Consider the following 25786-nt stretch of genomic DNA (forward strand, 5'->3'; position numbering starts at 1 on the left):
ACTTACTCATCCTTTCTTTAACTTTTTCTGTAAGCGATACAGTTCGTTCATCGCTTCTAAAGGCGTCATATCTAGTAAATCAATTTTTTTAATTTGCGCAAGTACTGCGCTTTCTTTTTGATCAAGCACAGGCTTGTCTTGTTTTTTTGAAGATTGGTCTCCTCCAAAGAAAGATAGTTGTGACTCTTCTTCAGTCTCTTCTTTCTTTTCTTGTATTTCTGCCAGTTCTTCTTTTACAACTACAGGTTCTGGAACAACTTCTTGTACCTTTACTTCTACACGCTTTGGAATAATAATTTCTTCTTGTCCTTCTAGTTGTGCTAACACTTCTTTCGCACGAGCGATTAAGCTATCTGGAAGCTCAGCAAGTTGCGCAACGTGAATTCCGTAACTTTTATCGGCTGCTCCATCTTGAATTTTATGAAGGAAGACTACTTTTCCATTCTCTTCAATAGCTGAAACATGTACATTTTTCAGTTGGTCTAAACTTTCTTCTAGCACCGTTAATTCATGATAATGCGTAGAGAATAATGTTTTTGCACCAATTTGGTCATGAATATGTTCAATGATTGCTTGTGCAAGCGCCATACCATCATACGTTGATGTACCGCGTCCAATTTCATCAAATAAAATTAAACTTCTTTCTGACGCATTTGCAATCGCATTTTTCGCTTCTAACATTTCAACCATAAATGTACTTTGACCTGAAATTAAATCATCCGCTGCACCAATTCTCGTAAAGATTTGATCGAATACAGGTAATACCGCTTCTGTCGCTGGTACGAAACAACCAATTTGTGACATAACCGTTACAAGTGCTAATTGTCTCATATACGTACTTTTACCAGACATGTTCGGTCCTGTAATTAAAAAGACATCCATCTTCTCCGGCATAATACAATCATTCGGTACATACAATTTCCCGTTCAATACTTTTTCAACGACAGGATGACGACCATCTTTAATAAAGATTTCACGCTTCGTTGTTAGCACAGGTTTTACAAACTGCTCTTCTTCACTTACAGTCGCAAAGCTTTGTAGTACATCTAATTCACTAATTACTTTCGCTAAATGTTGTAATTTCGGAATGAATACTTTTACTTCTTCACGAAGTGCTGTAAATAAATCATATTCCAGTTGTACAATTTTCTCTTCTGCTTCTAAAATTAACGTTTCTTTTTCTTTCAGTTCATCTGTAATGAAACGCTCAGCATTAGCAAGCGTCTGTTTTCGCTCATAGCGCCCTTCTGGAAGCGCTGCAAGATTCGCCTTCGTCACTTCAATGTAGTAGCCGAAAATACGGTTGTATCCAATTTTTAATGATTTAACCCCTGTAATATCACGCTCTCGTTTTTCAAGCTCCGCAATCCACGTTTTCCCGTTTTTGCTCACGTAACGATATTGATCAAGCTTGTCATTATAACCGTCTTTAATAATATCTCCATCTTTAATAGAAAGTGGTGGGTTTTCCTGAATACTTCTTCCTAGTAATTCAGTTAAGCTCTCACATGGATCCGCACCTTGAATTAACCTTGCTGCATAAGCATTATCTAAAAGACTAATAGCTTCTAAAATAGCTGGTACTTGAAGTAAAGAACGTCTTAACTGTAATAAGTCCCGTGCATTTACATTACCAAATGCAACTTTCCCTGCTAAACGCTCTAAATCATATACTTCTTTTAGCTTTTCTTTTAAATCTTCACGTAAGAAGTAATCATTTACAAATGTTTCTACCATTTCTAAACGTTCTTCCACTTTCTCTTTCTGGATAAGCGGACGTTCCATCCACTGTTTTAACATACGGCCACCCATAGCTGTTTTCGTTTTATCTAATAGCCATAATAGTGAGCCTGTTTTTTCTTTCGTACGAAGAGTCTCAGTTAACTCTAAATTACGTTTTGAGTGCACATCAATTTTCATAAATTGATTTGTATAATAAATTTCTACTGGTTGCAAATGATCTAACGAACGTTTTTGTGTTCTTATCACATAGTTAAATAAGCGTCCAATTGCTTTAATTAACTTTGCTTGTGAAACATTTTTCACAAGATGTTCTAACCCTTCCGGAATCGTTGTTGCATCTTCATACGAAATCGTCATTTTTAATGTTTCAGTTAATTTATTTAATTCATCTTTTGAAAATGTAGAATCTACAACAATTTCTTTCGAACCAGTTGCATACACTTCTAATAAAATATCTTCTACTGAACCTGTTAACAACGTCACTGTATTTTGTCCAGTCGTTAAGTCATTACAAGCTAGCGCATAAGATCCATCTTCGAAATGTGTTAATGCTGCTAAGAAGTTATTCTCTTTCTCGTCTATTGTACGCCCTTCCATCATCGTTCCTGGCGTAATTAGTTGTACTACTTCACGACGTACTACACCTTTAGCTGTTTTTGGATCTTCCACTTGCTCACAAACAGCTACTTTATATCCTTTTTCAACAAGTTGTTCAATATAATTTTTAGCTGCATGATGCGGTACACCGCACATCGGTATACGATCACTACTACCACCATCTCGGCTCGTTAATGTAATTTCAAGTTCATGAGCTGCTTTAACCGCATCTTCAAAGAACATTTCATAAAAATCACCTAATCGGAAAAATAAAAAGGCATCTTGATAGTCTGCCTTAACCTTTAAGTATTGCTGTATCATAGGCGTATATTGCGTCATGTCTTTCCTCCATAATTTTTACATAATAATCTATATTCATCCCGCATTAACGGGCAGTAAGATTCCCACCTCAAAAATCGGCTGGAACAAAGAAGTTAGGTGGGAGATCAACTGCCCGTAAAATCCCGATTGGTTCAACTAATAATCAGTGGGGATGCCCCCCACTGATTAAAGTTTCACTTTATATATGTCACACTTCACGGACATCCATCTCTCCTATTTCAGGAGTCTTTCTTCATTATAACATATTTCATAAAGATTCATGTTCATTCAGCACCACTTATGTAAAGTAAAAAGCTAGGAAGAACTTCTCCCTAGCTTTCTATTACTCTTCTTCTGCGTCAACGATAAAGTTCGGATCTAATTCTTCAAACTCATCATCATCGACTTGGAAATCCTCATCTGATTCTACACAACCTTCAGGATTTACACTTACACAAATTTTTGTTTCTCCAACTACTTCTGTTACAAATTCACGTTCTACAGTTACAACAATTTTATTCCCATTTGGCGATACAAGAGCTTCTAAACAATTTGGCGGTTGAATGACACGAGCAATAATTTCTAAATCGTCACCAGAGAAGTTCTTATCACGATAACCAATGCTTACTTCGTCAGTGTAGTTCACACGTTCTGTTACAACTTCAGTCTTTGTATTGCCATCAAACGAATACCAAGTGTTCACATCATAGAAACCTTCAATTTCTACATGTTTTCCATTCTTTCTCGCTTCGTACGAGTGGTTAATTACCCAGCACCCTAAAATACTTGTTGGCTCATTATTCGATTCACATGTATGCGTTGACTTTGTATACTTACGTCCTTTTCCAACCACTGCTTTTGTAATAATCTCTCTAAATTCGGACATTCGTAACCCTCCTCAATCACTATTCACTTAATCATATGCGTGACAATAGCGGAATGTGTCATTCTTTTTTTGGGAAGAACTTACGTTTAATCCACTAAAAAAAAGAGATGTCAATATGACATCTCTTTAACAACCACAATTTCCTTTTTTACTTTCTACCGCCGCACCAGTTTCCCCCTTAAGTACATCGCCGCCAGTTGAAACTAATATTTCATCTGTAACATTATTAGAAATGGTACTCGCAACTAACTGTAGTAAGTCATTTACATATGTTTGTGAAGATTTAAACTCCTGCACAACTGGAATATTGTCTAACTTATCTTGAAGTGCGTCAATTTCAGCTTCTACTTTTTTCAAAGCTTCCCACTTCCCGTAATGTTGCAAGTTAACTGCTTGTTTTTGCAATGCTTTAATTTCATCAATTGCGTGCTTTACATTTTCATTTTTATGAATTTGCGCCTCTGCTTTCTTAAAAAAATCAACTTCTTCTGTTTCAGAAATCATTTTCGCTAATTCTTTCGCTTGCTCTACAATTTCGTCTTTCGTATATACTTTCATCTATTATTTCACCTCAATCGGTTCCTCAACTAATTCCCCGTTAAGAGACCAAGTTTTTGCTTCCGTTATTTTTACTTTCACAAGCTGACCAATTAAAGATTTTGAAGCGACGAAGTTTACAAGTTTATTCGTACGAGTATAACCTGCAAGTACTTCCGGATTATTTTTACTTTCCCCATCAACTAACACTTCTACAACTTGACCTTTATAACGATTATTTTTTTCAACTGCCAACCCATTTACGAGTGTGTTTAATCGTTGTAGTCGTTCTTTCTTTACTTCCATAGGCACATTATCTTTCATTTTTGCAGCTGGTGTACCTTCTCGCGGGGAATAAATAAATGTAAATGCAGTATCAAATCCTACTTCACGATATAACGACATCGTTTCTTCAAATTGCTCATCTGTTTCATTTGGGAAACCGACGATAATATCAGTTGTTAATACTGCGCTCGGAATTGTTTCTTTAATTTTTCTTACAAGTTCTAAATAATGTTCACGTGAATATTTACGTGCCATAATTTTCAACATATCTGTGCTTCCAGATTGAACTGGTAAGTGAATATGTTCCACTAGATTTCCACCTTTTCCAAGCACTTCAATTAAGTGGTCATCGAAATCACGTGGATGACTCGTTGTAAAACGAATACGGGCAATATCAACTTTACGAAGTTCGTCCATTAAATCGCCAAGACCGTATTCTAAATCTTCAAAGTCTTTACCATATGCATTTACGTTCTGTCCAAGTAGCGTAATTTCTTTATAACCATTCGCAGCTAAATGACGAATCTCTTGAATAATATCTTCTGGACGCCTGCTTCGCTCTTTTCCGCGTGTATACGGTACAATACAATATGTACAGAATTTATCACAGCCATACATAATATTTACCCAAGCTTTAATATCGCCACGACGTACTTTCGGAAGGTTTTCAATTACGTCTCCTTCTTTTGACCAAACTTCAACTACCGTCTCCTTCGAGAACATTGCATCTTTTAGAATGTACGGTAATCTATGAATATTATGCGTGCCAAATACCATATCTACATGCTGATTTTTTTGCATGATTTTATTTACAACAGATTCCTCTTGAGACATACAACCACATACACCAATTAAAAGGTCCGGATTTCTACGTTTTAATGATTTTAAATGGCCAAGTTCACCAAACACTTTATTTTCAGCGTTTTCACGAATTGCACAAGTGTTTAATAAAACTACATCTGCATCTTCAGTTGAAAATGTCGGTTCATATCCAAGTGTTGTGAAAATACCTGCCATTACTTCCGTATCATGCTCATTCATTTGACACCCATATGTACGAATATAAAACTTTCTTCCTGCACCAAAATTACGAAACTCTTCAGGTAAGCCAAAATCCCGTTCAATTTTAACTTCTTCTTTTCCGCGCTTTTTGGCATCTTTTAAGGAAGGTGGTTGATATACGCTTTCAAAGTATTTGCTATAATCTTTCTCTTCTTTTTTCGTAGAGGAATTTGCTTGTTGACTTGCTAATCGTTGTTGCTCGTTCATCGGTAATCTCCTTTCACCCTTAACTATACACACTCTGTAGTCTATTTTAATGCGCTTAGACCCACCTTAAAAATGGTTAGATAGCTTGATTGAGAGATAACTTGTCCTTTGAAACTTGAGTAATCGATCTAATCATCCGTAAGAATGAAGTCTTCCCCACACAAATAGACATTCCCTTTTTATTATTTCATCTTGTCCTACCCAAAAGCATATTGCTTTATCCCTATACACATTACCATAGTATGAAGCGTTTAGCCAATTTTAACAAGGAAGAGGCCCTGCCTTATCTTACATTTCATAAGCAATGAACTTGCCATTTCCATACAACGATTCTTATATTATTTTACCATTCTGAATTTTCTAAGTAAACAAAGCTATCCTATATTTTTCATTCAGTAAAAAAAGGTTGCCAAATGGCAACCTTCTAATCGTTACATAAATTCAGCAACAAGCTCATCAAACATTTTCTGATCCATATTTAAATCAGCTTGTACTAATGGCTTTTCACTATAGCCTTTTACAAGTTCTTGATATGATGGTTGCGCAGTATTTTGATAAATTAAACCTGTTACTAATCCGTTATTTTCCATTAATGTTTGCATAGCCATCATGCGATTAGATGGATCATATCCCTCTACTGTACTTAGTTTCGTTAAGTTCTCTTTGAACCAATCGTACGTATTTACTTTATTATAAGTAACACATGGACTAAATACATTAATTAATGAGAATCCTTTATGGTTAATACCAGCTTCAATAATTTGCGTTAATTCTTTTAAATCACTTGAAAAGCTTTGCGCCACAAATGTTGCACCAGCTGTTAATGCCATTTCCATAACATTTAGTGATGGTTCAATCGAACCTTGTGGTGTACTTTTCGTTTTAAATCCAGCTTCACTACGTGGTGAAGTTTGGCCTTTGGTTAATCCGTAAATTTGGTTATCCATTACGATATACGTAATGTCAATGTTTCTACGAATAGAATGGATTGTATGTCCCATACCAATCGCAAATCCATCACCGTCACCACCTGATGCGATAACTGTTAAATCACGATTTGCCATTTTCACACCTTGTGCAATCGGAAGGGCACGTCCATGAATACTATGCACACCATATGAATTAATATAGCCTGATATACGACCTGAACAACCAATACCAGAAACAACAGCAAGTTCATCTGGATTTAAGCCCACGTTAGCTGCCGCACGCTGAATTGCAGCTTGCACCGAAAAGTCTCCGCAACCTGGGCACCAGTTTGGTTTTACACTGTTACGAAAGTCCTTAAATGTTGCCATTTAATACAACCCCTTTTTTGCATTCGTTGTAAATCTCTTTTGGCAAGAATGGGTTTCCATCATATTTTAAAAGACTAGAAATTTTCTCACCACTACCAAGATTCATTTTCATAATGTTAGCAAGCTGACCAGTCGCGTTGTTTTCTACAACTACAACACGTTTTGCATTTTTCACAAGTGGATCGATTTCAGCTTTCGGGAACGGGTGAATTAAACGGATTTGAGCATGGTTTACTTTCATACCCTCTTGTTCTAAACGCTCCATTGCCTCTTCGATCGCACCACGAGTTGAGTTAAATCCAACAAGCAATACATCTGCTTCCTCATGCTTAACATTTTTATAAACAGGGGTATTAAACTTCAAGTTCTCCATTTTACGGAAACGTTTGTCCATTTGATCTTTACGGTTTATTGCCGATTCAGATGGTTTACCAGTTTCATCATGTTCTACACCTGTAACATGGTGAATACCATTTTTCATACCAGGTAAAACACGTGGTGAAACGCCATCTTCTGTTACTTCATAACGCTTGAAGTATGCTTTATTTTCACGTTCTGGTAATTCTGCTTCTAAATCCAGCTTACCGCGACGAATTTCCACTTTATCTAACGTAAGCGGTTCTACAGTTTGTTTACCTAAAGAAAGCTGTAAATCTGTTAAGAAAATAACAGGCACTTGATATTCTTCAGCTAAGTTAAACGCTTCTACAATATCATAGAAAGCTTCTTCCACTGTACTTGGCGCCATTACGATTTTTGGAATTTCACCATGCGTACCGTAAATCATCGCCATTAAATCAGACTGCTCTTGTTTCGTTGGTAACCCCGTACTTGGACCACCACGTTGCGTATCAACAATTACTAGCGGTGTTTCTGTAATACCTGCTAACCCAATCGCTTCCATCATTAAAGAAAGACCAGGCCCTGCAGATGCTGTTAATGTACGAACACCAGCATAGTTTGCTCCAATTGCCATTGTACAAGCTGCGATTTCATCCTCAGTTTGAATTACTGTTCCGCCGACTTTAGGCAATTTTTTAATTAAGTATTCCATAATTTCAGATGCAGGTGTGATTGGATATGCTGACATAAAACGAGCGCCACCAGCTACCGCACCAAATGCGATTGCATCGTTTCCAATCATAAACATGCGCTTCTTACCATCAGCTTTTTCAAGCTGCATCATGTTTACTTTCTCACCTAGCAATTCTTTCATATATTGAGAGCCACGTTTAATTGCGTCCATATTCTTTTGAACGACTTGCTCTCCTTTACGACCAAAGATTTCTTCAACAACATCCAAATAAGCTGTTTCGTCTAAACCTAATACCGCACTTGATGCTCCAACAGCAACCATGTTTTTCATTAATGATGTGCCTAATTCTGAAGCAATATCTGTAAACGGTATCACATATAAATTTACATCTGTATTGTCAGGTATTGTTGGATTAAATTTCGCATCCGCAACGACAATTCCGCCTGGACGTAGTTCGTGGAAGTTAAAATCAATTGTTTCTTGATCAAAAGCAATTAAAATATCTAAGTCATCTGAGATCGCACGTACTTCTGTTGTACTTACGCGAATTTTATTATTTGTATGGCCGCCTTTTATACGTGATGAGAAGTGGCGGTAACCGTATAGGTAATATCCTAATCGGTTTAATGCTATACAGAAGATTTCCCCTGTACTTTCAATTCCTTCACCTTGTTGGCCTCCAACTTTCCATGAAAGTTGACTAATCATCTCCTACACCCCTTTTGGCTGCATTCATTGTAGTGTATTTTTTTACAGTATTAGTTTAGCATTTTTTATGCAAATAAACTACAACGGACGCAAATTATGCCTCTTCTGATTTCCCTGAATCTTAAGTATAAAGCTATTTCGTTTTTCATTCTAGTATTAGGTCCTAAAAAAAGCAATAATATCAATTGAATTTATTTTAATTTTTCTGAATCTTTAAAACAAAACACTTAAAAACTTATATGTTCAACAAAGTTATCATACAAAAATCGTTCTACAGTTGATGCAGCATAGTGTTTATATAGTTCATTAATTACATTTTCATAATCTTCATACACCGATACATTTACAACTGTTTCTAAAATCCCATCAAAATCTGAACCAAACCCTATGTTGTTTTCTCCACCTAGCGAACAAATATAATCGATATGTTTTATTATATCTGTAATATTCGCTTGTTTTTCATTTGTAAGAAACTGAGGTACAAAAGTGACACCAATCATGCCATTTCGCTTTATAAGGAATTGAATTTGTTCCTCATTTAAATTACGTGGATGCTCACACAGTTTATAGCAATTTGAGTGAGATGCAATAGGATTATTTGCAATTTCTATCACATCCCAAAAACTTCTCTCATTTAAATGGGACAGATCGGTCCATAAATGTAACGTATTAAGTTCTTGTACAACTTGTCTACCGAAAGTAGTTAAGCCTGCTCCACGTGTCTCTAGCGCCCCATCAGCTAACAAATTCGCATAGTTCCATGTTAATCCAAAGGAACGTAAACCTAATTGATAAAACAAACGTAATTTCATCGCTTCTTTTCCAATTGCTTCGCATCCTTCTAATGTTAAAAGAGCTCCAATCTCGTCCTGTTTTAACATACTTATATCAGCTTTCGTTCGGATCAACTTCACACCTGGTAGCGATAAAATTTCATTATAAAAAATATCTATCATTTGTAATGCCGCTTCAAAACGTTTTTCATATGCTACTGTTTCTGGCACATATATAGCAAAACATTGTATACTTCCTTTTCTTTTCTTTAATTGTTCAAATGTAATATGTAATTGTGAATCATTTTTAAAATTCTTTTTCCCCTTTGCAATCCATAACTGTAAGAGTACATCACAATGAGCATCAAAAATTTTCATTTTCATTCCTCCACTATAAAAATAACCTGTTTGCATACTGCAAACAGGTTGTTTAAACTTAACGAGGTTCTACAATTAATTTTATTGCTGTACGCTCTTCCCCATCAATCATAATATCTGTAAACGCTGGGATACAAATCAGGTCCAAACCACTAGGCGCTACAAACCCTCTTGCAATTGCTACTGCCTTTACCGCTTGGTTCAATGCACCTGCACCAATAGCTTGAATTTCTGCTGTTCCGCGTTCGCGAATAACACCTGCAAGTGCACCAGCTACAGAATTAGGGACCGACGTTGCTTTAACTTTTAATATTTCCATTCCGCGTTTCCTCCTCGTTTCTTTAAAAAGTATTAGCAATTATATCACTTTAACTTATATTCACGAGGAATGGCGCGTATTCCTGCTAAATTTTCGTAATTTTTCTAAAAAATTAAAATATAATAACTTATCTAAATCTTTACGGGGATTTACTCAAAAAATGGTTGATCGTCATTAATTAAAATGCGCTCAATTTTCTTTGCTTTTCCTGTATTCGGATCCACATCAATTAGCACTGCACTTAATTGTGTTCTACCATTCGTCACTTCAAATCTTACCGGTAAGTTTGTTAAAAACTTCTTCAAGACCGCTTCTCTATCCATACCTAAAATTCCGTCATACGGGCCTGTCATACCAACATCTGTAATGTATGCTGTTCCGCTTGGTAAAATACGATTATCTGCTGTAGGTACATGAGTATGTGTACCTACTACCGCTGTAGCACGACCATCTACATACCAACCGAGCGCTTGTTTTTCACTTGTAGTTTCCGCATGAAAATCAACAAAGATAATATTCGTACGTTTTTTCGCAATGTTAATTAATTCATCCACTTTTCGAAATGGACAATCAATCGGAGGAAGGAACGTACGCCCTTGTAAGTTAATAACTGCAACTTCTGTTCCATTACAATTCACAAATATAAGACCTTTTCCCGGTGTTCCTTCTGGGAAGTTAGCTGGTCTTGCAAGATATTTTGCATCATCAATAAATTCAAATACCTCACGATTATCCCAAGCATGGTTTCCAAGTGTAACCGCTTGTGCGCCGCACTCTAAAAAGTTTCGATAAATTTTTTCTGTAATACCACGCCCACCTGCTGCATTTTCTCCATTAATGATTGTTACTGTAGGTGTATATTTTTTCTTTAACGCCGGTACGTATTGTTGAATCATACTTCTACCAGGAGATCCTACTACATCCCCAACAAATAATATTCTCATATGTCTTACCCTTTCTATGTACTACATTTTTTATTACTATAACTTCAAGCAATTTCCTTACAACAAATTTATTATAAGTTTGTTTCACTTGATTTTCTTTATTTTATCCAATTCCAACACAAAAAAATAAAGTGGTGTTTCACCACTTTATTTTGCGTATTCCACTGCACGTGTTTCACGAATAACAGTTACTTTAATATGTCCTGGGTAATCCAGTTCATTTTCAATACGTTTTCGAATATCACGAGCTAAACGATGAGCTTCTAAGTCATCGATTGTATCTGGTTTTACCAGAATACGAACTTCACGTCCTGCTTGAATTGCGAATGATTTTTCAACGCCTTCATAAGACTCTGAAATCTCTTCTAACTTTTCAAGACGACGAATGTAGTTTTCAAGCGTTTCACTACGAGCTCCCGGTCTTGCAGCTGATAATGCATCTGCTGCTGCAACTAAAACTGCAATGATAGAAGTTGGTTCTGTGTCACCATGGTGAGATGCAATACTGTTTATAACTACAGGATGCTCTTTATATTTCGTCGCGAGTTCAACACCAATTTCAACGTGGCTACCTTCTACTTCATGATCAATCGCTTTTCCGATATCATGTAATAGACCTGCACGTCTTGCTAGTTTTTCATCCTCACCAAGCTCTGCTGCCATAAGTCCAGTTAAATATGCAACTTCCATAGAGTGTTTTAAGACGTTTTGTCCGTAACTTGTACGGTATTTCAAACGACCTAAAATCTTAATTAAATCTGGATGTAATCCGTGAACACCCACTTCAAACGTTGTTTGCTCTCCGACTTCGCGAATATACTCGTCCACTTCACGTCTTGATTTTTCGACCATCTCTTCAATACGCGCTGGGTGAATACGTCCGTCCTGTACTAGTTTATCAAGAGCGATACGAGCTGTTTCACGACGAATTGGGTCGAATCCAGAAAGGATTACCGCCTCTGGTGTATCATCGATAATTAAGTCAATACCCGTTAACGTTTCTAACGTACGAATATTACGACCTTCACGCCCGATAATACGTCCCTTCATTTCGTCATTTGGAAGATTTACAACCGAAACGGTTGTTTCAGCAACATGATCAGCTGCACATCTTTGCATTGCAAGAGATAAAATCTCTTTTGCTTTCTTATCCGCTTCTTCTTTCGCGCGAATTTCACTTTCTTTTACCATAACGGCAATTTCATGAGAAACTTCACTTTCCACTTTACCAAGAATAATTGCTTTCGCTTGTTCGCGTGTCAGATTGGAAATGCGCTCTAATTCTGTTTGTTGCTTTTGAACTAACTCTCCCACTTTGCTTTCCAACTCTTCAATCTGTTGTTGTTTCGCTACAAGAGAATCCTCTTTCTTCTCTAACTGTTGCTCGCGCTTATCGAGCGTTTCGTCTTTACGATCAAGGTTCTCTTCTTTTTGCATTAAACGATTTTCTTGTTTTTGTAATTCGCTTCTACGGTCACGAATTTCTAATTCAGCTTCTGTACGAAGTGTATGAATTTCATCCTTTGCTTCTAAAAGCGCTTCTTTCTTAAGTGCTTCAGCATCACGATTTGCTTCGTCTAAAATACGTCTCGCTTCATTAGCTGCACCATTAATCTTCGCTTCAGCAATAGACTTTCGAACAAAAAAGCCAACAACTGCACCGACTGCTGTTGCAAGCAAAATGGAGATGAGTATCCAAAATGTACTCGTCATGATTTCACCTCCCCTTGCTATGAATGAAAAAAGACTGTCGGCATGTACATTGAATTACAACATACAGCAAAGACCGTCGTCCCGCTTTTTTAAGGGACTTTCTTCATTTCACAATTAAAATGTCATATTATTATTTCGGCAAGATTTAAACCTTACTCCGAATATTACTTCTCTTCTTGAGAAGAGTATATCGTATATAAGAAAAAATATACATTCTCATTGTATCTATCGGAATTTTCATTGTCAAGCGTTGTCTACTTTTACTTTCTTTACCTTCAGTCCTGAATGTTATCTGAATTTGAAAAATTGATAGCATATTATCCTGGAAAACCTTAGTAAATACCATTTTATTCCCTTAAAACATATGAATATCCCTCTTTACACATCCCGTTTGAGTCAAAAAAAAATTTTTAACTACTGCGATATACACGATTTTAATAGAAGGTAAAAAAATAAAAGACACGGGACCGTGTCTTTTATTTTTTAATCTTGAAGAGTTGAATCTTCCGTGTCTTCCACACCTGAGTCTTCACCAATTCCGTGATGATCACGAACAAAGAAGGCAATTTCCTCTCTTAAATCCGTATTCTCTTTTAAGAATTGTTTTGAATTTTCACGACCTTGTCCTAAACGTTCTTCATTATACGAGTACCAAGCACCACTCTTTTGAACGATATCAAGTTCAGAAGCCATATCTAAGATTTCACCTTCTCTTGAAATACCTTCTCCGTACATAATATCAACTTCAGCAACACGGAATGGTGGTGCTACTTTATTTTTCACTACTTTTACTTTCGTTTTATTACCAACGATGTCGTTCCCTTGTTTTAATTGCTCAGCACGACGTACTTCAAGACGAACTGTTGAATAGAATTTCAACGCACGACCACCTGGAGTTGTTTCTGGGTTCCCGAACATAACCCCAACTTTTTCACGAATTTGGTTGATAAAGATTGCGATTGTTTTTGATTTATTGATTGCACCTGAAAGCTTACGAAGTGCTTGTGACATTAAACGTGCTTGTAAACCTACGTGTGAGTCACCCATGTCTCCTTCGATCTCTGCTTTCGGTACAAGAGCTGCTACAGAGTCAATTACGATAATGTCAACCGCGCCACTTCGTACAAGTGCTTCTGCGATTTCTAGTCCTTGCTCCCCTGTATCAGGCTGTGATAATAGTAATTCATCTATGTTAACGCCTAATTTTTGTGCATATACAGGATCCATTGCATGCTCCGCATCAATAAACGCTGCTTGTCCACCTTGACGCTGTACTTCAGCGATTGCATGTAATGAAACTGTTGTTTTACCTGAACTTTCAGGTCCGTAAATTTCAATAATACGGCCACGTGGGTATCCGCCTACCCCTAGTGCCACATCAAGTGCTAAAGAACCACTTGAAATTGTAGAAATTCTACGCTCCGCTTGTTCTCCTAATTTCATAATTGATCCTTTACCGAATTGCTTCTCTATTTGTTTTAACGCCATATCTAATGCCGCTTGACGATCACTCATTCAAAATTCCTCCTTAACTGAATTGCTAATCTTATTATACCTATTTTCAATTCAATTTGCCAACAAAAATCGAACATTTATTCGATTTTTTTATTTTCCATTACATAAAACTGCATTTAACCATTAAAAAAAGCTAGAAGAGACTTATATCTCTTCTAGCTTTTTATACAAATGATAAAACCCATATTTTGCTGAGCGTTCCCTAATTTGTTGACGACTTCCGCTTAAATTTAGAGGAAAGACTACAGTTGGTTCGTCTTTAATCGCCAATCCAACAAATACTGTTCCCGGCTCTTTATGTTCTGAAGCATCTGGTCCTGCTACCCCAGTGAAACTAATTCCGATATCCGCTTTTAATAATTCTTTAACATTTTCAGCAAGATAACGAGCACATTCTTTACTAACTGCACCGTCAGTAGACAACACTTCCTCAGGTACATGTAAAACATGTTGCTTCACATCATTATGATAACAAATGACACCGCCTTTAAATACTGAAGACACACCAGCACTTTCTGTTACTTGATTACCGAAGAGACCACCTGTTAAACTTTCTGCACACGCTAAAGTTAATCCTTTTTTCTTCAATAACTTTATCGCCTTATAGTGCAGAAACTCTTGGTCATACCCGTAGAAAAATTCTCCTACTCTTTCTAAAATCAAATCTTCCATATGCTGAATGAGTTTCTCCGCTTCATGAGCATTTTGATGCTTCGCAGTTAAACGTAATGTTACTTCTCCATCATTCGCAAGCGGGGCGATTGTCGGGTTCGTTTGTCCATCAATTAAATCTTGAACTTTCACCTCTAATTGAGATTCCCCAATTCCGAAGAAGCGAAGCACGCGAGAATAAATGTTTTCTCCTGTTGTAAAGTTACGTAAAAAAGGCTCTACATAACTTACATACATTGGCCTCATTTCTTTCGGTGGTCCTGGTAATAAAATATAAACTTTTCCGTTCTTATTTAAACCCATACCAGGTGCCATACCGTGATCATTTGCAAATACAGTTGCTCCATTCAAAACGAGTGCCTGCTTTTTATTATTTTCAGTGAACTCACGACCTGTACGCTTAAAATAATCGCTTATTAATGCTAATGCATTTTCGTCATATACAAGCTCTTCCCCTAAGCTAGACGCAATTGTTTCCTTCGTCAAATCATCTTTTGTCGGGCCTAATCCACCTGTAAAAATAAGCATATCCGCACGTTCTTCTGCAACTTCAATCGCCTGCTGTAATCGTTTGTTATTATCTCCAACTACAGTATGGTAGTACACATTAATGCCAATTGAAGCTAACTTTTCAGATAAAAACTGGGCGTTTGTATTTGCAATTTGTCCAAGTAATAATTCCGTTCCAACCGCAATAATTTCAGCATTCATCCCAATTCCCCCATAAACTTCTATTTTGAGTTTACAAAAGCAGCTCTATTTTTCCAGAAATAATCCCATCCTGAAATAACAGTAAAAATTAATGCAATCCATATAAAGATATCAGCAACTGGAATATGGATTAAATTTAAAGGTACATCGTGTAATAAGTATGCCGCAATCGCGATAATTTGTGTCCATGTTTTAATTTTCCCTAATTGATTCGCTGCAACGACTTCCCCTGTTCCAGCAAGTACAAGTCGTAAACCTGTCACAGCAAACTCACGGCTTATAATTACTATAACGATCCAAGCTGGTACAGATCCCATCTCGACTAATGTGATAAGTGCTGCCGAAACAAGTAATTTATCTGCTAACGGGTCAAGGAATTTCCCTAAGTTTGTTACAAGATTATACTTTCTTGCGTAATGTCCATCAATCCAATCTGTAGCTGAGGCAATAATAAAGATAAGCGCCCCTACTAAGTGTTGAATTGGTAGATCTACATCACCAATTGTGTATGAACCCCAATCAAAGGGTGCTAACATAATTACCATAAAAACTGGGATTAAGAAGATTCTAGATATTGTAATTTTATTTGGTAAATTCACAGCTATTCCTCCATCATATCAAAAACATTTGTTCATTGAAAAAAGTCATCGAAGCGATGACTGTTATTGTGCAGGTTGCTCTACCCCTTGGTTTTTTATCACCAATCTTTGGTGAAGTTCTTTTTCTGGATCCAATGGGTAAGCGACCACTTGGCCATTCAGTTTAACTTCAACATTCGTTGCATTTCCAATATTAAGTCGCACTTCTTTTGCTGTTGATAAATCTCGTTTTTCTGTTTGACCACTTTGTACTGTAGTGTTTAGAATTTCATTACCCGCATCGTCCTTAACATCTACATAACTTGTACCCTTCGCTGAAATTTCCAGTTCTAATGTTTTATTATTATGAATTTCCAAAGTAGATACCTTACCACTTGTTCCAACTACTTTTACTTCTTGTTGTCCAGTTGGCTCTTCTTTCTTTGGCTCTTCTTTCTTTGGCTCTTCTTTCTTTGGCTCTTCTTTCTTTGGCTCTTCTTTCTTTGGTTCTTCCGCTTTCGCTTCATCTTTCTTCGTATCTAGCGGAGAATTTTCTGCTTTTTTAACTTCAATTTTCTCACTTTGAGTAGCCGGAACTCGTCCGTCATCTTTACCAGTCAGTGCTTGAATAACAAACCAAACTACGACTCCAAATGCGATTACTAACAATGCAATTAAGATTTTCGGCATATGATCTGCCATTGGCAATGATGAAGATTTTTGCATTGTTTCTTGTGTTTTTTGTCCAGTTGATACTTGTGGAACATCACGATTTTCAGATTGTGGTATCGTACTCTGATATTCTACAAGCAGTTCCTCTCCATTTAATCCAGCCGCATCTGCGTATTGTTTAATGAATGCACGTGCATAAAAAGCTCCTGGCAATACGTCATAATTGCCTTCTTCAATCGCTACTAAATGGCGTTTTTGAATTTTTGTAATCTCATGCAGCTGATCAATAGACAAGCCTTTTGCTTCTCTTGCTTCTTTCAGCTTTTGTCCTAATTCTGTCACTACTAACACCTCAATATTTCTTTAAAAGTCGAACATAGAGAAATTATTTTGCGTACCTTGCTCAATTTCATCTACTAAATTATATTGAATTTCTTCATCATAATCGTTACGTAACTCGATAATATAATCAAAATCATCCAATGTGTATTCTGACTGACTCACAAATACATCAGGATGTTCCACAACTTTCGTTGCAGGCAATCTCATAATTTCACGAACGAGTTGCCAATGCCTTTCATTGGCACGCTTTGTTGACACAATTCCATCTAGGATGAAAATATTGTCATCGCTATACTCATCTTCAATCAATTGACTACGAACAGTTTGCTTAATGAGAGTAGATGATACAAATAACCATCGTTTATTTGCACAAACACTTGCGGCAACAATGGATTCTGTTTTTCCGACACGAGGCATTCCTCGTATCCCAATTAGTTTATGGCCTTCTTTTTTCATGATTTCCGCCATAAAGTCTACAAGTAATCCTAATTCATCACGCACAAAACGAAATGTTTTCTTGTCATCTGCATCTCGTTGTATGTACCTACCATGTCTAACCGCTAGTTTATCCCTTAGCTTTGGCGGACGATATTTCGTTACCGTTATGTTATCCATCGTATTTAAAATTGATTCAAGTCTAGAGATCTGCTCTTGATTATCACACATAAGGAGTAACCCACGTCGTGCATTATCAACACCATTAATTGTGACAATATTAATGCCGAGCATACCGATTAACGAAGAAACGTCACCAAGCAAGCCAGGTCGGTTTTTATGTATTTCATATTCAAAATACCATTCAATCATCCAAGATCACTCCCCTTGCTTACTTTACACCTACGTACTATATTATATGATTTCACCTTAATAGGGAAGCTAAATGTATAATCTCTCCCGTGTAATTATTATACAAAAAAAGTAGAGAGGAGATTCTCCTCTCTACTTTTACTTATGTTGTACAAACTTAACCATTAAATTTGCGATTGTATGCTGCTCTTGTTCATCAGCAACTTTCCAAAGCTCAGACAATAATTTTTCTTGATCGTTACGCGCTTCTACTTCATTTGCTAAATAATCGCCAACACGAAATGCCATATCTGATACGGCACCATTATTAAGCCCTTTTCCTTCCGCTTGTTCTAAACGTTCTCCTAAAAAGCTCTTCCACTGATCAAAATTATCTAACACTGACATAATTAAGCACCTCACTATTGAGTAATAAAATCATGCTTAATTTGTGCAACTTTTCATTTTTTATGTAAGAATTTTTTAACAATGCCAGCCACCATTCACACCGATAATTTGTCCAGTTATGTAAGATGCTCCTGGTGATACGAGAAATGAAACTGTCTTTGCTACCTCTTCTGGTAAACCTATTCTGCCTAATGGTATCTCTTCAGCAATGCCAATCTTATCTTCTTCAGAAAAGACACTTAACATTTCCGTTTCGATTGCACCTGGTGCTACTGCATTCACACGCAATCCACTTAAAGAAACCTCTTTTGCTAAAGCTTTCACATATGAATTTTGTGCTCCCTTTACCATTGAATATAACACTTCACAAGAAGCCCCTATTTGCCCCCATATAGATGAAACAACTACAATATTTCCACTTCTCCGCCCAATCATAGGTGGAAGTGCCATTGATAGTAATTTATATACACTCTTAACTTGAAGTTCTACCATATAATTCAACTCATCATTTGTTACATCTGTCACTAATCCAAAGATACTCTTCCCAGCTGCGTATACGATAACATCAATAGGATGTTCAATTTGTCCCCACAACTGCTCTGCCCCATCATTAGAAGCTAAATCCGCTTGAACAGGAATCACTTCACCCCATTCCTTCTGTAACTCATTTACCTTGTCTTCACTGTTATTGTAATGAACATATACAGTATATCCATCTTGAATTAATTGTTTTGAAATAGCAGAGCCAATCCCTCCGCTCCCTCCAGTTACTAATGCATACTTTTTCATAATTACCCTCTCTTATCTCTACAAGCTCATTTTTCATATAACTAAATAATACCCTCATCTTACAATTTATCAATGATAAGATGAGGGTATCTTTTAAATTTTATTTTTTCGGTAAAACTTGACAAACGCTCATTTTTTCTTCTGATAATAATAATTTCGCTACTTCTTGTAAATCTTGAACAGTTAGACTTTCTAATTCAGTCAATGCATCAAACAAGCTAGATTCATTAAACGCATATCGCGTAAATTGATTTGCAATATATTCCGGTGAATTCAACGAGCGTAAAAAGCCACCAATTTTCTTTTTCTTTACTCGTTCTAATGCTGCCTCATCTAATTGATCATAATTTGTGTTTAATAAAATATCTTTCAAACGCTTTTCCAATTCATCCGGTTGCTTCGTATCACCGCCAACCATTGCAAAACCGAAGTTATTCTCTTCCGTATAATCATACGAGAACGAATCATCAATAAGCCCTTCATTATATAACGATTCGTAATGAACCGAGCTTTTTCCAAATAAATAATCTAAAAGTAACGTAAGCGCGATTTCTTGTTTTAAAAGAGCTTTCCCTTTTTCTTTTAAATTTGTCGCTTTAATACCGACTAAACATTTCGGTGTTTGTACAGGCATTGAAATGATTTTCTTCTTTTCATTTACCTCATTTGGTTCATCTTCAAATGAACGTACAATTTCCGGCTGATTTTTATAATCTTTTTTCGCTTGATTTTCACGCACTAAGTCCATTGTTTCCTCTGGATCAATTGCACCAACAACAAATAGTAACATATTGCTCGGATGATAAAATGTTTCGTAGCATTCATATAATAGGTCTTTCGTAATTTTACTAATAGACTCGATTGTCCCTGCAATATCAATTTTAATGGGGTGCTTTACAAACAAGCTATCAATTAATCCAAAGTATAAGCGCCAATCTGGATTATCTTGATACATTTGAATTTCCTGTCCGATAATCCCCTTTTCTTTTTCAACAGTTTTTTCAGAGAAGTAAGGCTCTTGTACGAAATTTAACAACGTATTTAAATTTTGTTCTACATTTGATGTGCATGAAAAAAGATAAGCTGTTCTTGTAAAGGATGTGAAAGCATTTGCCGATGCTCCTTGTTTACTAAACAATTGAAAAGCATCGTGATCTTCTTTTTCAAATAATTTATGCTCAAGAAAATGCGCAATTCCGTCAGGTACACGAATCATTTCTTCTTTACCTAATGGTACGAATGTATTATCCATAGAACCATACTTTGTCGTAAACGTTGCAAATGTTTTATTAAATCCTTGCTTCGGTAAAACATATACATCTAATCCATTCGGAAGTTTTTCATAATAGAGCGTCTCTTTTAATTGCTCATAAACAATCTTCTCCATTTATTCTCCCTCCGTTCCTTGTAAAAAGTAAATTGTATCTAGTTCAATATTTTTAGCAACTTTCACAATCTCTTCTTTCGTCACACTTTCTATACCTGTTAGCCATTCTTCAACTGGACGTGTACGATCTGAAATAATACCATGATATAGCATTTCCACAAATCCACGTGGCGTATCAATTGCTTCTAATATTTGATTTTGAATGACACTTTTCGTTTGATGCATCTCTTCTTCAGAAAAATCACCATTTTGCATCGCAAGCATTTGTTCTTTAATAATTTCAACTGCTTTTTCATAATTTTTTGCTTCAATCCCTGACATAACAAACAACAAGCCTTTATGACTTTCAAATCTTGATGCTGCATAGTACGCTAAACTATTCTTTTCACGGACATTTACGAATAACTTCGAATGAGAAAAACCTCCAAATAGCCCATTGAACAATTGCAGTGCAAAATAATCTTCATCTTTATATGTGACAAACGTACGATAACCAATGTGTAATTTACTTTGTTTTAATTCTTGTTTTTCAACAACTTCTTTTTCTTCATTATTTCGCTTATGAAGGAGTACGTTTCTTTCTCTCACAGGACGCGCTGTAATAGAAAAATACTTACTTACAAGATCAACTGCGTTTTCTGAAATATCACCAATAATATATAGATCCATTTCATCTTCCGCTAACACCTTTTGATAATATTGATACAAACTTTCATTTGTAATAGAAGTAACACTCTCTTTTTTTCCATTTGCACTTAATCGATACGGTTCTACTTTGCACATTTCTTCGATTAAACGCTCATTTGCATGGCGCATTTTATCATCATAAGTAGCTTCAATTCTCTGCAAAAGCGCTCTTTTTTCACTTTCTACAATAGAAGGTAGGAAACTATTCCCCTCTGTTGCTGGATGTAAAACAATATCCGATAACATAGAAAGCGCTTTTTCAAATAACGGTGGTGCATCGTGTAAATATACTTCATTTGCAATGTCTACATAAATGGAGATGATATGGTCTTCCCCTTTTTTACTTACATCTACTCCCAAAGAAGATCCGTATAATTCTTCTAAATATTGACGAAGACGAATTACAGAAGGAAGTTTTTCTGTCGCACTTTGCAATACGTATGGCAATAGGGCACGCTCTGTCACCGTCTCCTCATTTAAAGGTGCTTTAAAACGAAATACAAAGGTATTTGTTTTATATTTATCAGTCGGAATAATATGTACTCGCAAACCACCTAACTCATGTAATTGTTGTTCCATTAGTTTCATTTATAGCCCTCCTTTACGTATATAGGAATATTCCTCTTCAATATACAGTTTTTAGAAATAAAAAACCAATTTTTCTTCCTTATTATGCTTACAAATGACTTTTTCTAAAAACTATAATATGTAAGGAACATAGTAAAATTTCGTATTACATATATTCTATGTAAAAAAGCTCACACTAATGTGCGAGCTTTTTTCTACTTACAAATTACTTATCGTTTTCCTTTTTCATAAGGAGTTCCTAATGCTTTTGGAGCTTCAGAACGACCTACAAAACCGACAAGTGCTAATATTGTGAATACATACGGTAATATCGTTAATAAAACACTTGGAATCTGGTCTAATACAGGAATTGTTCCACCCGTTACACTAAGAGACTGAGCAAAACCAAAGAATAGAGCTGCACCCAGTGCGCCTAGCGGATTCCACTTCCCAAAGATCATAGCAGCTAAAGCTAAGAAACCTTGTCCTGTAATAGTTGCCCCTGAGAAGTTATTAGAAATGGACATTGCAAAAATCGCCCCACCAATTCCGGCAAACACCCCTGATATACAAACGCCGATATAGCGCATTTTATATACGTTAATCCCCATCGTATCCGCTGCCATTGGGTGTTCACCAACAGCACGCAATCGAAGACCAAACGGTGTTTTATAAATAACATACCAAACAACAAATGCTAAAATAATCGCAATATACGACGTTATTGGTACATTTGAAAAGAATATTTTTCCTATAACCGGAATATCCGAAAGACCTGGAATATCAATCTTTTCAATACGGTACTGAATAAAGTCAGTCTGCCCTTTATCAAAGATCTTCTTAATTGCAAATACTGTTAAACCAAGAGATAAGAAGTTAATTGCTACACCACTTACAACTTGATCCGCTCGGAATGTAATAGATGCTACTGCATGAAGTAATGCAAATAAACCACTACCAATTGCCGCAAACAATAACGCAATCCACGGAGTCATCGTTCCCCAAGTATCACCCATTAATAAGTTTGTAACAACTCCAATAAATGCACCAAATAGCATTAGTCCTTCTAATCCGATATTTACAACACCCGATCGTTCACTAAATACACCACCTAGTGCTGTGAAAATTATAGGTGCCGATGTATATAACGTACCCGTCACAAGAATGGCTAATATATCTAAAAAGCTCATTTATTTCCCCTCCTTGCTCATGCGTGTAAGCGCCCATCTTAACACATAACTACATGCAACAAAGAAGATGATACATGCAATAATTACGTTTATAAGCTCTGATGGCACATCTGCCTCAAAGTTCATTTGAGGGGAAGCACTTTTCAAACCACCAAATAATAAAGCTGAAAGGATAATACCAAACGGATTATTTCCTCCAAGTAAGGCTACGGCAATCCCGTCAAACCCTACCCCTGTAAAGGAGGACATCGCTGTCATGCTTTGGAATGTTCCTAATCCTTCCATCGCTCCACCAATCCCTGCGAACGCACCAGCAATTGTCATGGAAAATACTACATTACGAGAAACTTTCATCCCTGCATATTGAGAAGCATGTTGATTAAATCCTACTGACTTTAATTCATAACCTAAAGTTGTTCGATCTAATAAGAACCACATTAAAATAGCGATTAAAATTGCTACAATAATTCCCCAGTGAAGGCGTGAACCGTCAGTAATGGATGCAAGCCAGTCTGAAGATAATGACGCACTCTCTTTAATGTCGTACGTTTTATCATTACCCTCGTGTAAAAAGCGCTTAATAATATCATATGTTACATATAACGCGATATAGTTCATCATAATTGTTACAATAACTTCATTAACTTGAAACTTTCCCTTTAAATATCCAGGGATGAAACCCCAGATTCCGCCTACTAACGCTGCGAATAAAATAGATAATGGAATGTGAAGAACAGCTGGTAGCGAGACTGCATAACCGAACCAAACCGCTGCAAGCCAACCAACTAACAATTGACCCTCTACCCCGATATTAAATAAACCTGTACGAAATGCAAACGCCACCGATAAACCAGCAAGAATAAGCGGTATCATTGTACGAAGTGTTTCACCAATCGCACTTGGACTGCCGAACATGCCTGTCCAAAGCGCACTATAACCAACAATTGGGTCATAGCCACTAACTAGCATTACAATTGCTCCTACAAGTAAGCCAAAAATAACGGATAGTACTGGGACTAAAATATTTATCGTTCGTTCTGTTAAAAGTTTTTTAGCCATTTGTACCCACCTGCTCCTTCTTTGTTCCTCCAGCCATTAACAATCCAAGCTGTTGTTCATTCGTTTCTTTCGCATCAACTATCGCTACAATTGTTCCTTCATAAATAACAGCAATTCGATCGCTAACATTTAAAATTTCCTCTAACTCTAGTGATAAAAGTAATACACCTTTTCCTTTATCTCTTTGCTCTATTAATCTCTTATGAATAAATTCAATTGCCCCTACATCTAAACCACGTGTCGGCTGTGCTGCAATTAATAAATCTGGATCACGGTCTACTTCACGTGCAATAATTGCCTTTTGCTGATTTCCCCCAGATAGTGCACGAGCTAACGTTTGCTCACTAGGTGTACGTACATCAAACTGTTCAATAAGTGCCTTTGCTTTTTCTGTAATTTTGCTGAAATTTAAAATCCCTTTCTTTGAAAACGGATTTTTATAGTACGTTTGCAAAACTATATTATCTCTAACAGAAAAATCAAGAACGAGTCCGTGTTTATGACGATCTTCTGGAATATGCCCAATTCCTTCTTCTGTTATTTTTCTAACAGGCCAATTTGTTATTTCTTTCCCTTTAATTGCAATAGAACCTGACTCAACTTTTCGTAAACCAGTAATTGCTTCTATTAATTCACTTTGTCCGTTTCCATCAATTCCTGCAATACCAACAATTTCCCCCGCACGAACAGTTAAGTCAAGGCCTTTTACAGCAGGTAGTTGACGTGCATCGTGAACAACAAGGTTTGCAATTGAAAGTACCTCTTCTTTTGGCTTCGCGTCTATTTTTTCTGTTTTAAAATTCACTTGACGTCCGACCATTAATTCTGCAAGTTTATTTTCATCCGTATTTGCAACGTCAACCGTTCCAATCCCTTTTCCTTTACGAATAATCGTACAACGATCGCAAACTTCCATAATTTCTTTCAACTTATGTGTAATAAGAACAATAGATTTCCCTTCTTGCACAAGTTTTTTCATAATTTGAATTAGCTCATGAATTTCTTGTGGTGTTAACACAGCTGTCGGTTCATCAAATATTAAAATTTCTGCCCCGCGGTAAAGTGTTTTTAAAATCTCAACACGCTGTTGCATACCGACAGAAATATCTTGTATTTTCGCATATGGATCTACAGCTAAACCGTATTGTTCAGACAGTTTTTGAATTTCTTTAGCAGCTTCCTCAACAGCAATTTTCCCTTTTTTCTTCGGTTCGTTTCCGAGAATAATATTCTCTGTAACTGTAAAATTATGAACAAGCATAAAGTGCTGATGTACCATTCCAATACCAAGGTCATTTGCTATATTCGGATTTGTAATCTTTACAGTTTTTCCTTTAATTTTAATTTCACCTTGTTCTGGCTGGTACAAACCAAATAGTACATTCATCAATGTGGATTTCCCTGCACCATTTTCTCCAAGTAAAGCGTGTATTTCTCCCTGCTTTACTTGCAGCGTAATATCATCATTCGCTACAATGCCTGGGAATACTTTCGTAATGTTATTCATCTCAATTACGTATTCCATTGTGTTCCTCCTTTTAACAGGGAACATTCCCCTATTACACTATTAACTTATTAAGCAATTCGGAAGTTTTATACATACAAAGGTTAGTTCA

At 36.4% G+C, this 25786-nt stretch carries 22 protein-coding genes; all 22 read right to left on the reverse strand.

Annotated features, from left to right (window positions below; translation table 11 throughout):
- Positions 1-6 precede the first annotated feature (6 nt).
- Positions 7-2679 (reverse strand): DNA mismatch repair protein MutS, encoded by a 2673-nt coding sequence (gene mutS, locus JDS95_RS03305; protein WP_000195999.1) that lies wholly within the window; start codon positions 2677-2679, stop codon positions 7-9.
- Positions 2680-3004: 325 nt separating this feature from the next.
- Positions 3005-3547, reverse strand: a complete 543-nt coding sequence (gene cotE / locus JDS95_RS03310) for an outer spore coat protein CotE (protein ID WP_001288802.1) — start codon at positions 3545-3547, stop codon at positions 3005-3007.
- 126 nt (positions 3548-3673) lie between these two features.
- Positions 3674-4105, reverse strand: coding sequence for a YlbF/YmcA family competence regulator (locus tag JDS95_RS03315; RefSeq protein ID WP_000870465.1), 432 nt, complete (start codon positions 4103-4105; stop codon positions 3674-3676).
- 3 nt (positions 4106-4108) lie between these two features.
- Positions 4109-5638 carry a tRNA (N6-isopentenyl adenosine(37)-C2)-methylthiotransferase MiaB gene (gene miaB / locus JDS95_RS03320; RefSeq protein ID WP_001005380.1) on the reverse strand — a complete coding sequence of 510 codons (1530 nt, stop codon included), beginning with the start codon at positions 5636-5638 and terminating at the stop codon, positions 4109-4111.
- 431 nt (positions 5639-6069) lie between these two features.
- The gene (locus tag JDS95_RS03325) at positions 6070-6936 is read right to left on the reverse strand and encodes a 2-oxoacid:ferredoxin oxidoreductase subunit beta (protein ID WP_000190161.1); all 867 of its coding nucleotides are present in this window, start codon (positions 6934-6936) and stop codon (positions 6070-6072) included.
- The gene (locus JDS95_RS03330; protein ID WP_000625412.1) at positions 6923-8680 is read right to left on the reverse strand and encodes a 2-oxoacid:acceptor oxidoreductase subunit alpha; all 1758 of its coding nucleotides are present in this window, start codon (positions 8678-8680) and stop codon (positions 6923-6925) included. Before JDS95_RS03330 ends, JDS95_RS03325 begins: the two co-directional genes overlap by 14 nt.
- A 227-nt stretch (positions 8681-8907) precedes the next feature.
- On the reverse strand, positions 8908-9831 hold the full coding sequence (locus JDS95_RS03335) for a dipeptidase (protein ID WP_000688024.1): 924 nt from the start codon (positions 9829-9831) through the stop codon (positions 8908-8910).
- Between the two features lie 58 nt (positions 9832-9889).
- Entirely contained in the window at positions 9890-10150 is a 261-nt protein-coding gene (gene spoVS, locus JDS95_RS03340; protein ID WP_000404341.1) for a stage V sporulation protein SpoVS, read from the reverse strand.
- Positions 10151-10299: 149 nt separating this feature from the next.
- Positions 10300-11094: a TIGR00282 family metallophosphoesterase gene (locus tag JDS95_RS03345; protein WP_001221099.1), complete on the reverse strand. Its 795-nt coding sequence runs from the start codon at positions 11092-11094 to the stop codon at positions 10300-10302.
- Between the two features lie 147 nt (positions 11095-11241).
- Positions 11242-12807, reverse strand: coding sequence for a ribonuclease Y (rny, locus tag JDS95_RS03350; RefSeq protein ID WP_000204713.1), 1566 nt, complete (start codon positions 12805-12807; stop codon positions 11242-11244).
- A gap of 483 nt (positions 12808-13290) precedes the next feature.
- Positions 13291-14322 (reverse strand): recombinase RecA, encoded by a 1032-nt coding sequence (recA, locus tag JDS95_RS03355; RefSeq protein ID WP_001283854.1) that lies wholly within the window; start codon positions 14320-14322, stop codon positions 13291-13293.
- Between the two features lie 144 nt (positions 14323-14466).
- The gene (gene cinA / locus JDS95_RS03360) at positions 14467-15705 is read right to left on the reverse strand and encodes a competence/damage-inducible protein CinA (RefSeq protein ID WP_085450615.1); all 1239 of its coding nucleotides are present in this window, start codon (positions 15703-15705) and stop codon (positions 14467-14469) included.
- 20 nt (positions 15706-15725) lie between these two features.
- The gene (pgsA, locus tag JDS95_RS03365; protein WP_001052980.1) at positions 15726-16304 is read right to left on the reverse strand and encodes a CDP-diacylglycerol--glycerol-3-phosphate 3-phosphatidyltransferase; all 579 of its coding nucleotides are present in this window, start codon (positions 16302-16304) and stop codon (positions 15726-15728) included.
- 63 nt (positions 16305-16367) lie between these two features.
- Positions 16368-17297 carry a helix-turn-helix domain-containing protein gene (locus JDS95_RS03370; RefSeq protein WP_000137454.1) on the reverse strand — a complete coding sequence of 310 codons (930 nt, stop codon included), beginning with the start codon at positions 17295-17297 and terminating at the stop codon, positions 16368-16370.
- Positions 17298-17318: 21 nt separating this feature from the next.
- On the reverse strand, positions 17319-18104 hold the full coding sequence (locus tag JDS95_RS03375; protein WP_000574107.1) for a DUF3388 domain-containing protein: 786 nt from the start codon (positions 18102-18104) through the stop codon (positions 17319-17321).
- A gap of 138 nt (positions 18105-18242) precedes the next feature.
- Positions 18243-18491 (reverse strand): DUF3243 domain-containing protein, encoded by a 249-nt coding sequence (locus tag JDS95_RS03380; protein ID WP_000114447.1) that lies wholly within the window; start codon positions 18489-18491, stop codon positions 18243-18245.
- A gap of 75 nt (positions 18492-18566) precedes the next feature.
- Positions 18567-19280 carry an elongation factor P 5-aminopentanone reductase gene (gene ymfI, locus JDS95_RS03385; protein ID WP_000759600.1) on the reverse strand — a complete coding sequence of 238 codons (714 nt, stop codon included), beginning with the start codon at positions 19278-19280 and terminating at the stop codon, positions 18567-18569.
- 100 nt (positions 19281-19380) lie between these two features.
- A complete protein-coding gene (gene yfmH, locus JDS95_RS03390; protein ID WP_000411962.1) occupies positions 19381-20667 on the reverse strand; it encodes an EF-P 5-aminopentanol modification-associated protein YfmH in 1287 nt (428 codons plus the stop codon).
- Entirely contained in the window at positions 20668-21942 is a 1275-nt protein-coding gene (gene yfmF / locus JDS95_RS03395; RefSeq protein ID WP_199690287.1) for an EF-P 5-aminopentanol modification-associated protein YfmF, read from the reverse strand.
- A 209-nt stretch (positions 21943-22151) separates the two neighbouring features.
- On the reverse strand, positions 22152-23111 hold the full coding sequence (locus tag JDS95_RS03400) for an ABC transporter permease (RefSeq protein ID WP_000008852.1): 960 nt from the start codon (positions 23109-23111) through the stop codon (positions 22152-22154).
- Entirely contained in the window at positions 23112-24170 is a 1059-nt protein-coding gene (locus tag JDS95_RS03405; RefSeq protein ID WP_001085263.1) for an ABC transporter permease, read from the reverse strand.
- A complete protein-coding gene (locus tag JDS95_RS03410) occupies positions 24163-25695 on the reverse strand; it encodes an ABC transporter ATP-binding protein (protein WP_000456934.1) in 1533 nt (510 codons plus the stop codon). Before JDS95_RS03410 ends, JDS95_RS03405 begins: the two co-directional genes overlap by 8 nt.
- Between the last annotated feature and the right edge of the window lie 91 nt (positions 25696-25786).

The organism is Bacillus cereus group sp. N24 (assembly GCF_016483345.1).
In the GTDB taxonomy this organism is placed as follows: domain Bacteria; phylum Bacillota; class Bacilli; order Bacillales; family Bacillaceae_G; genus Bacillus_A; species Bacillus_A toyonensis.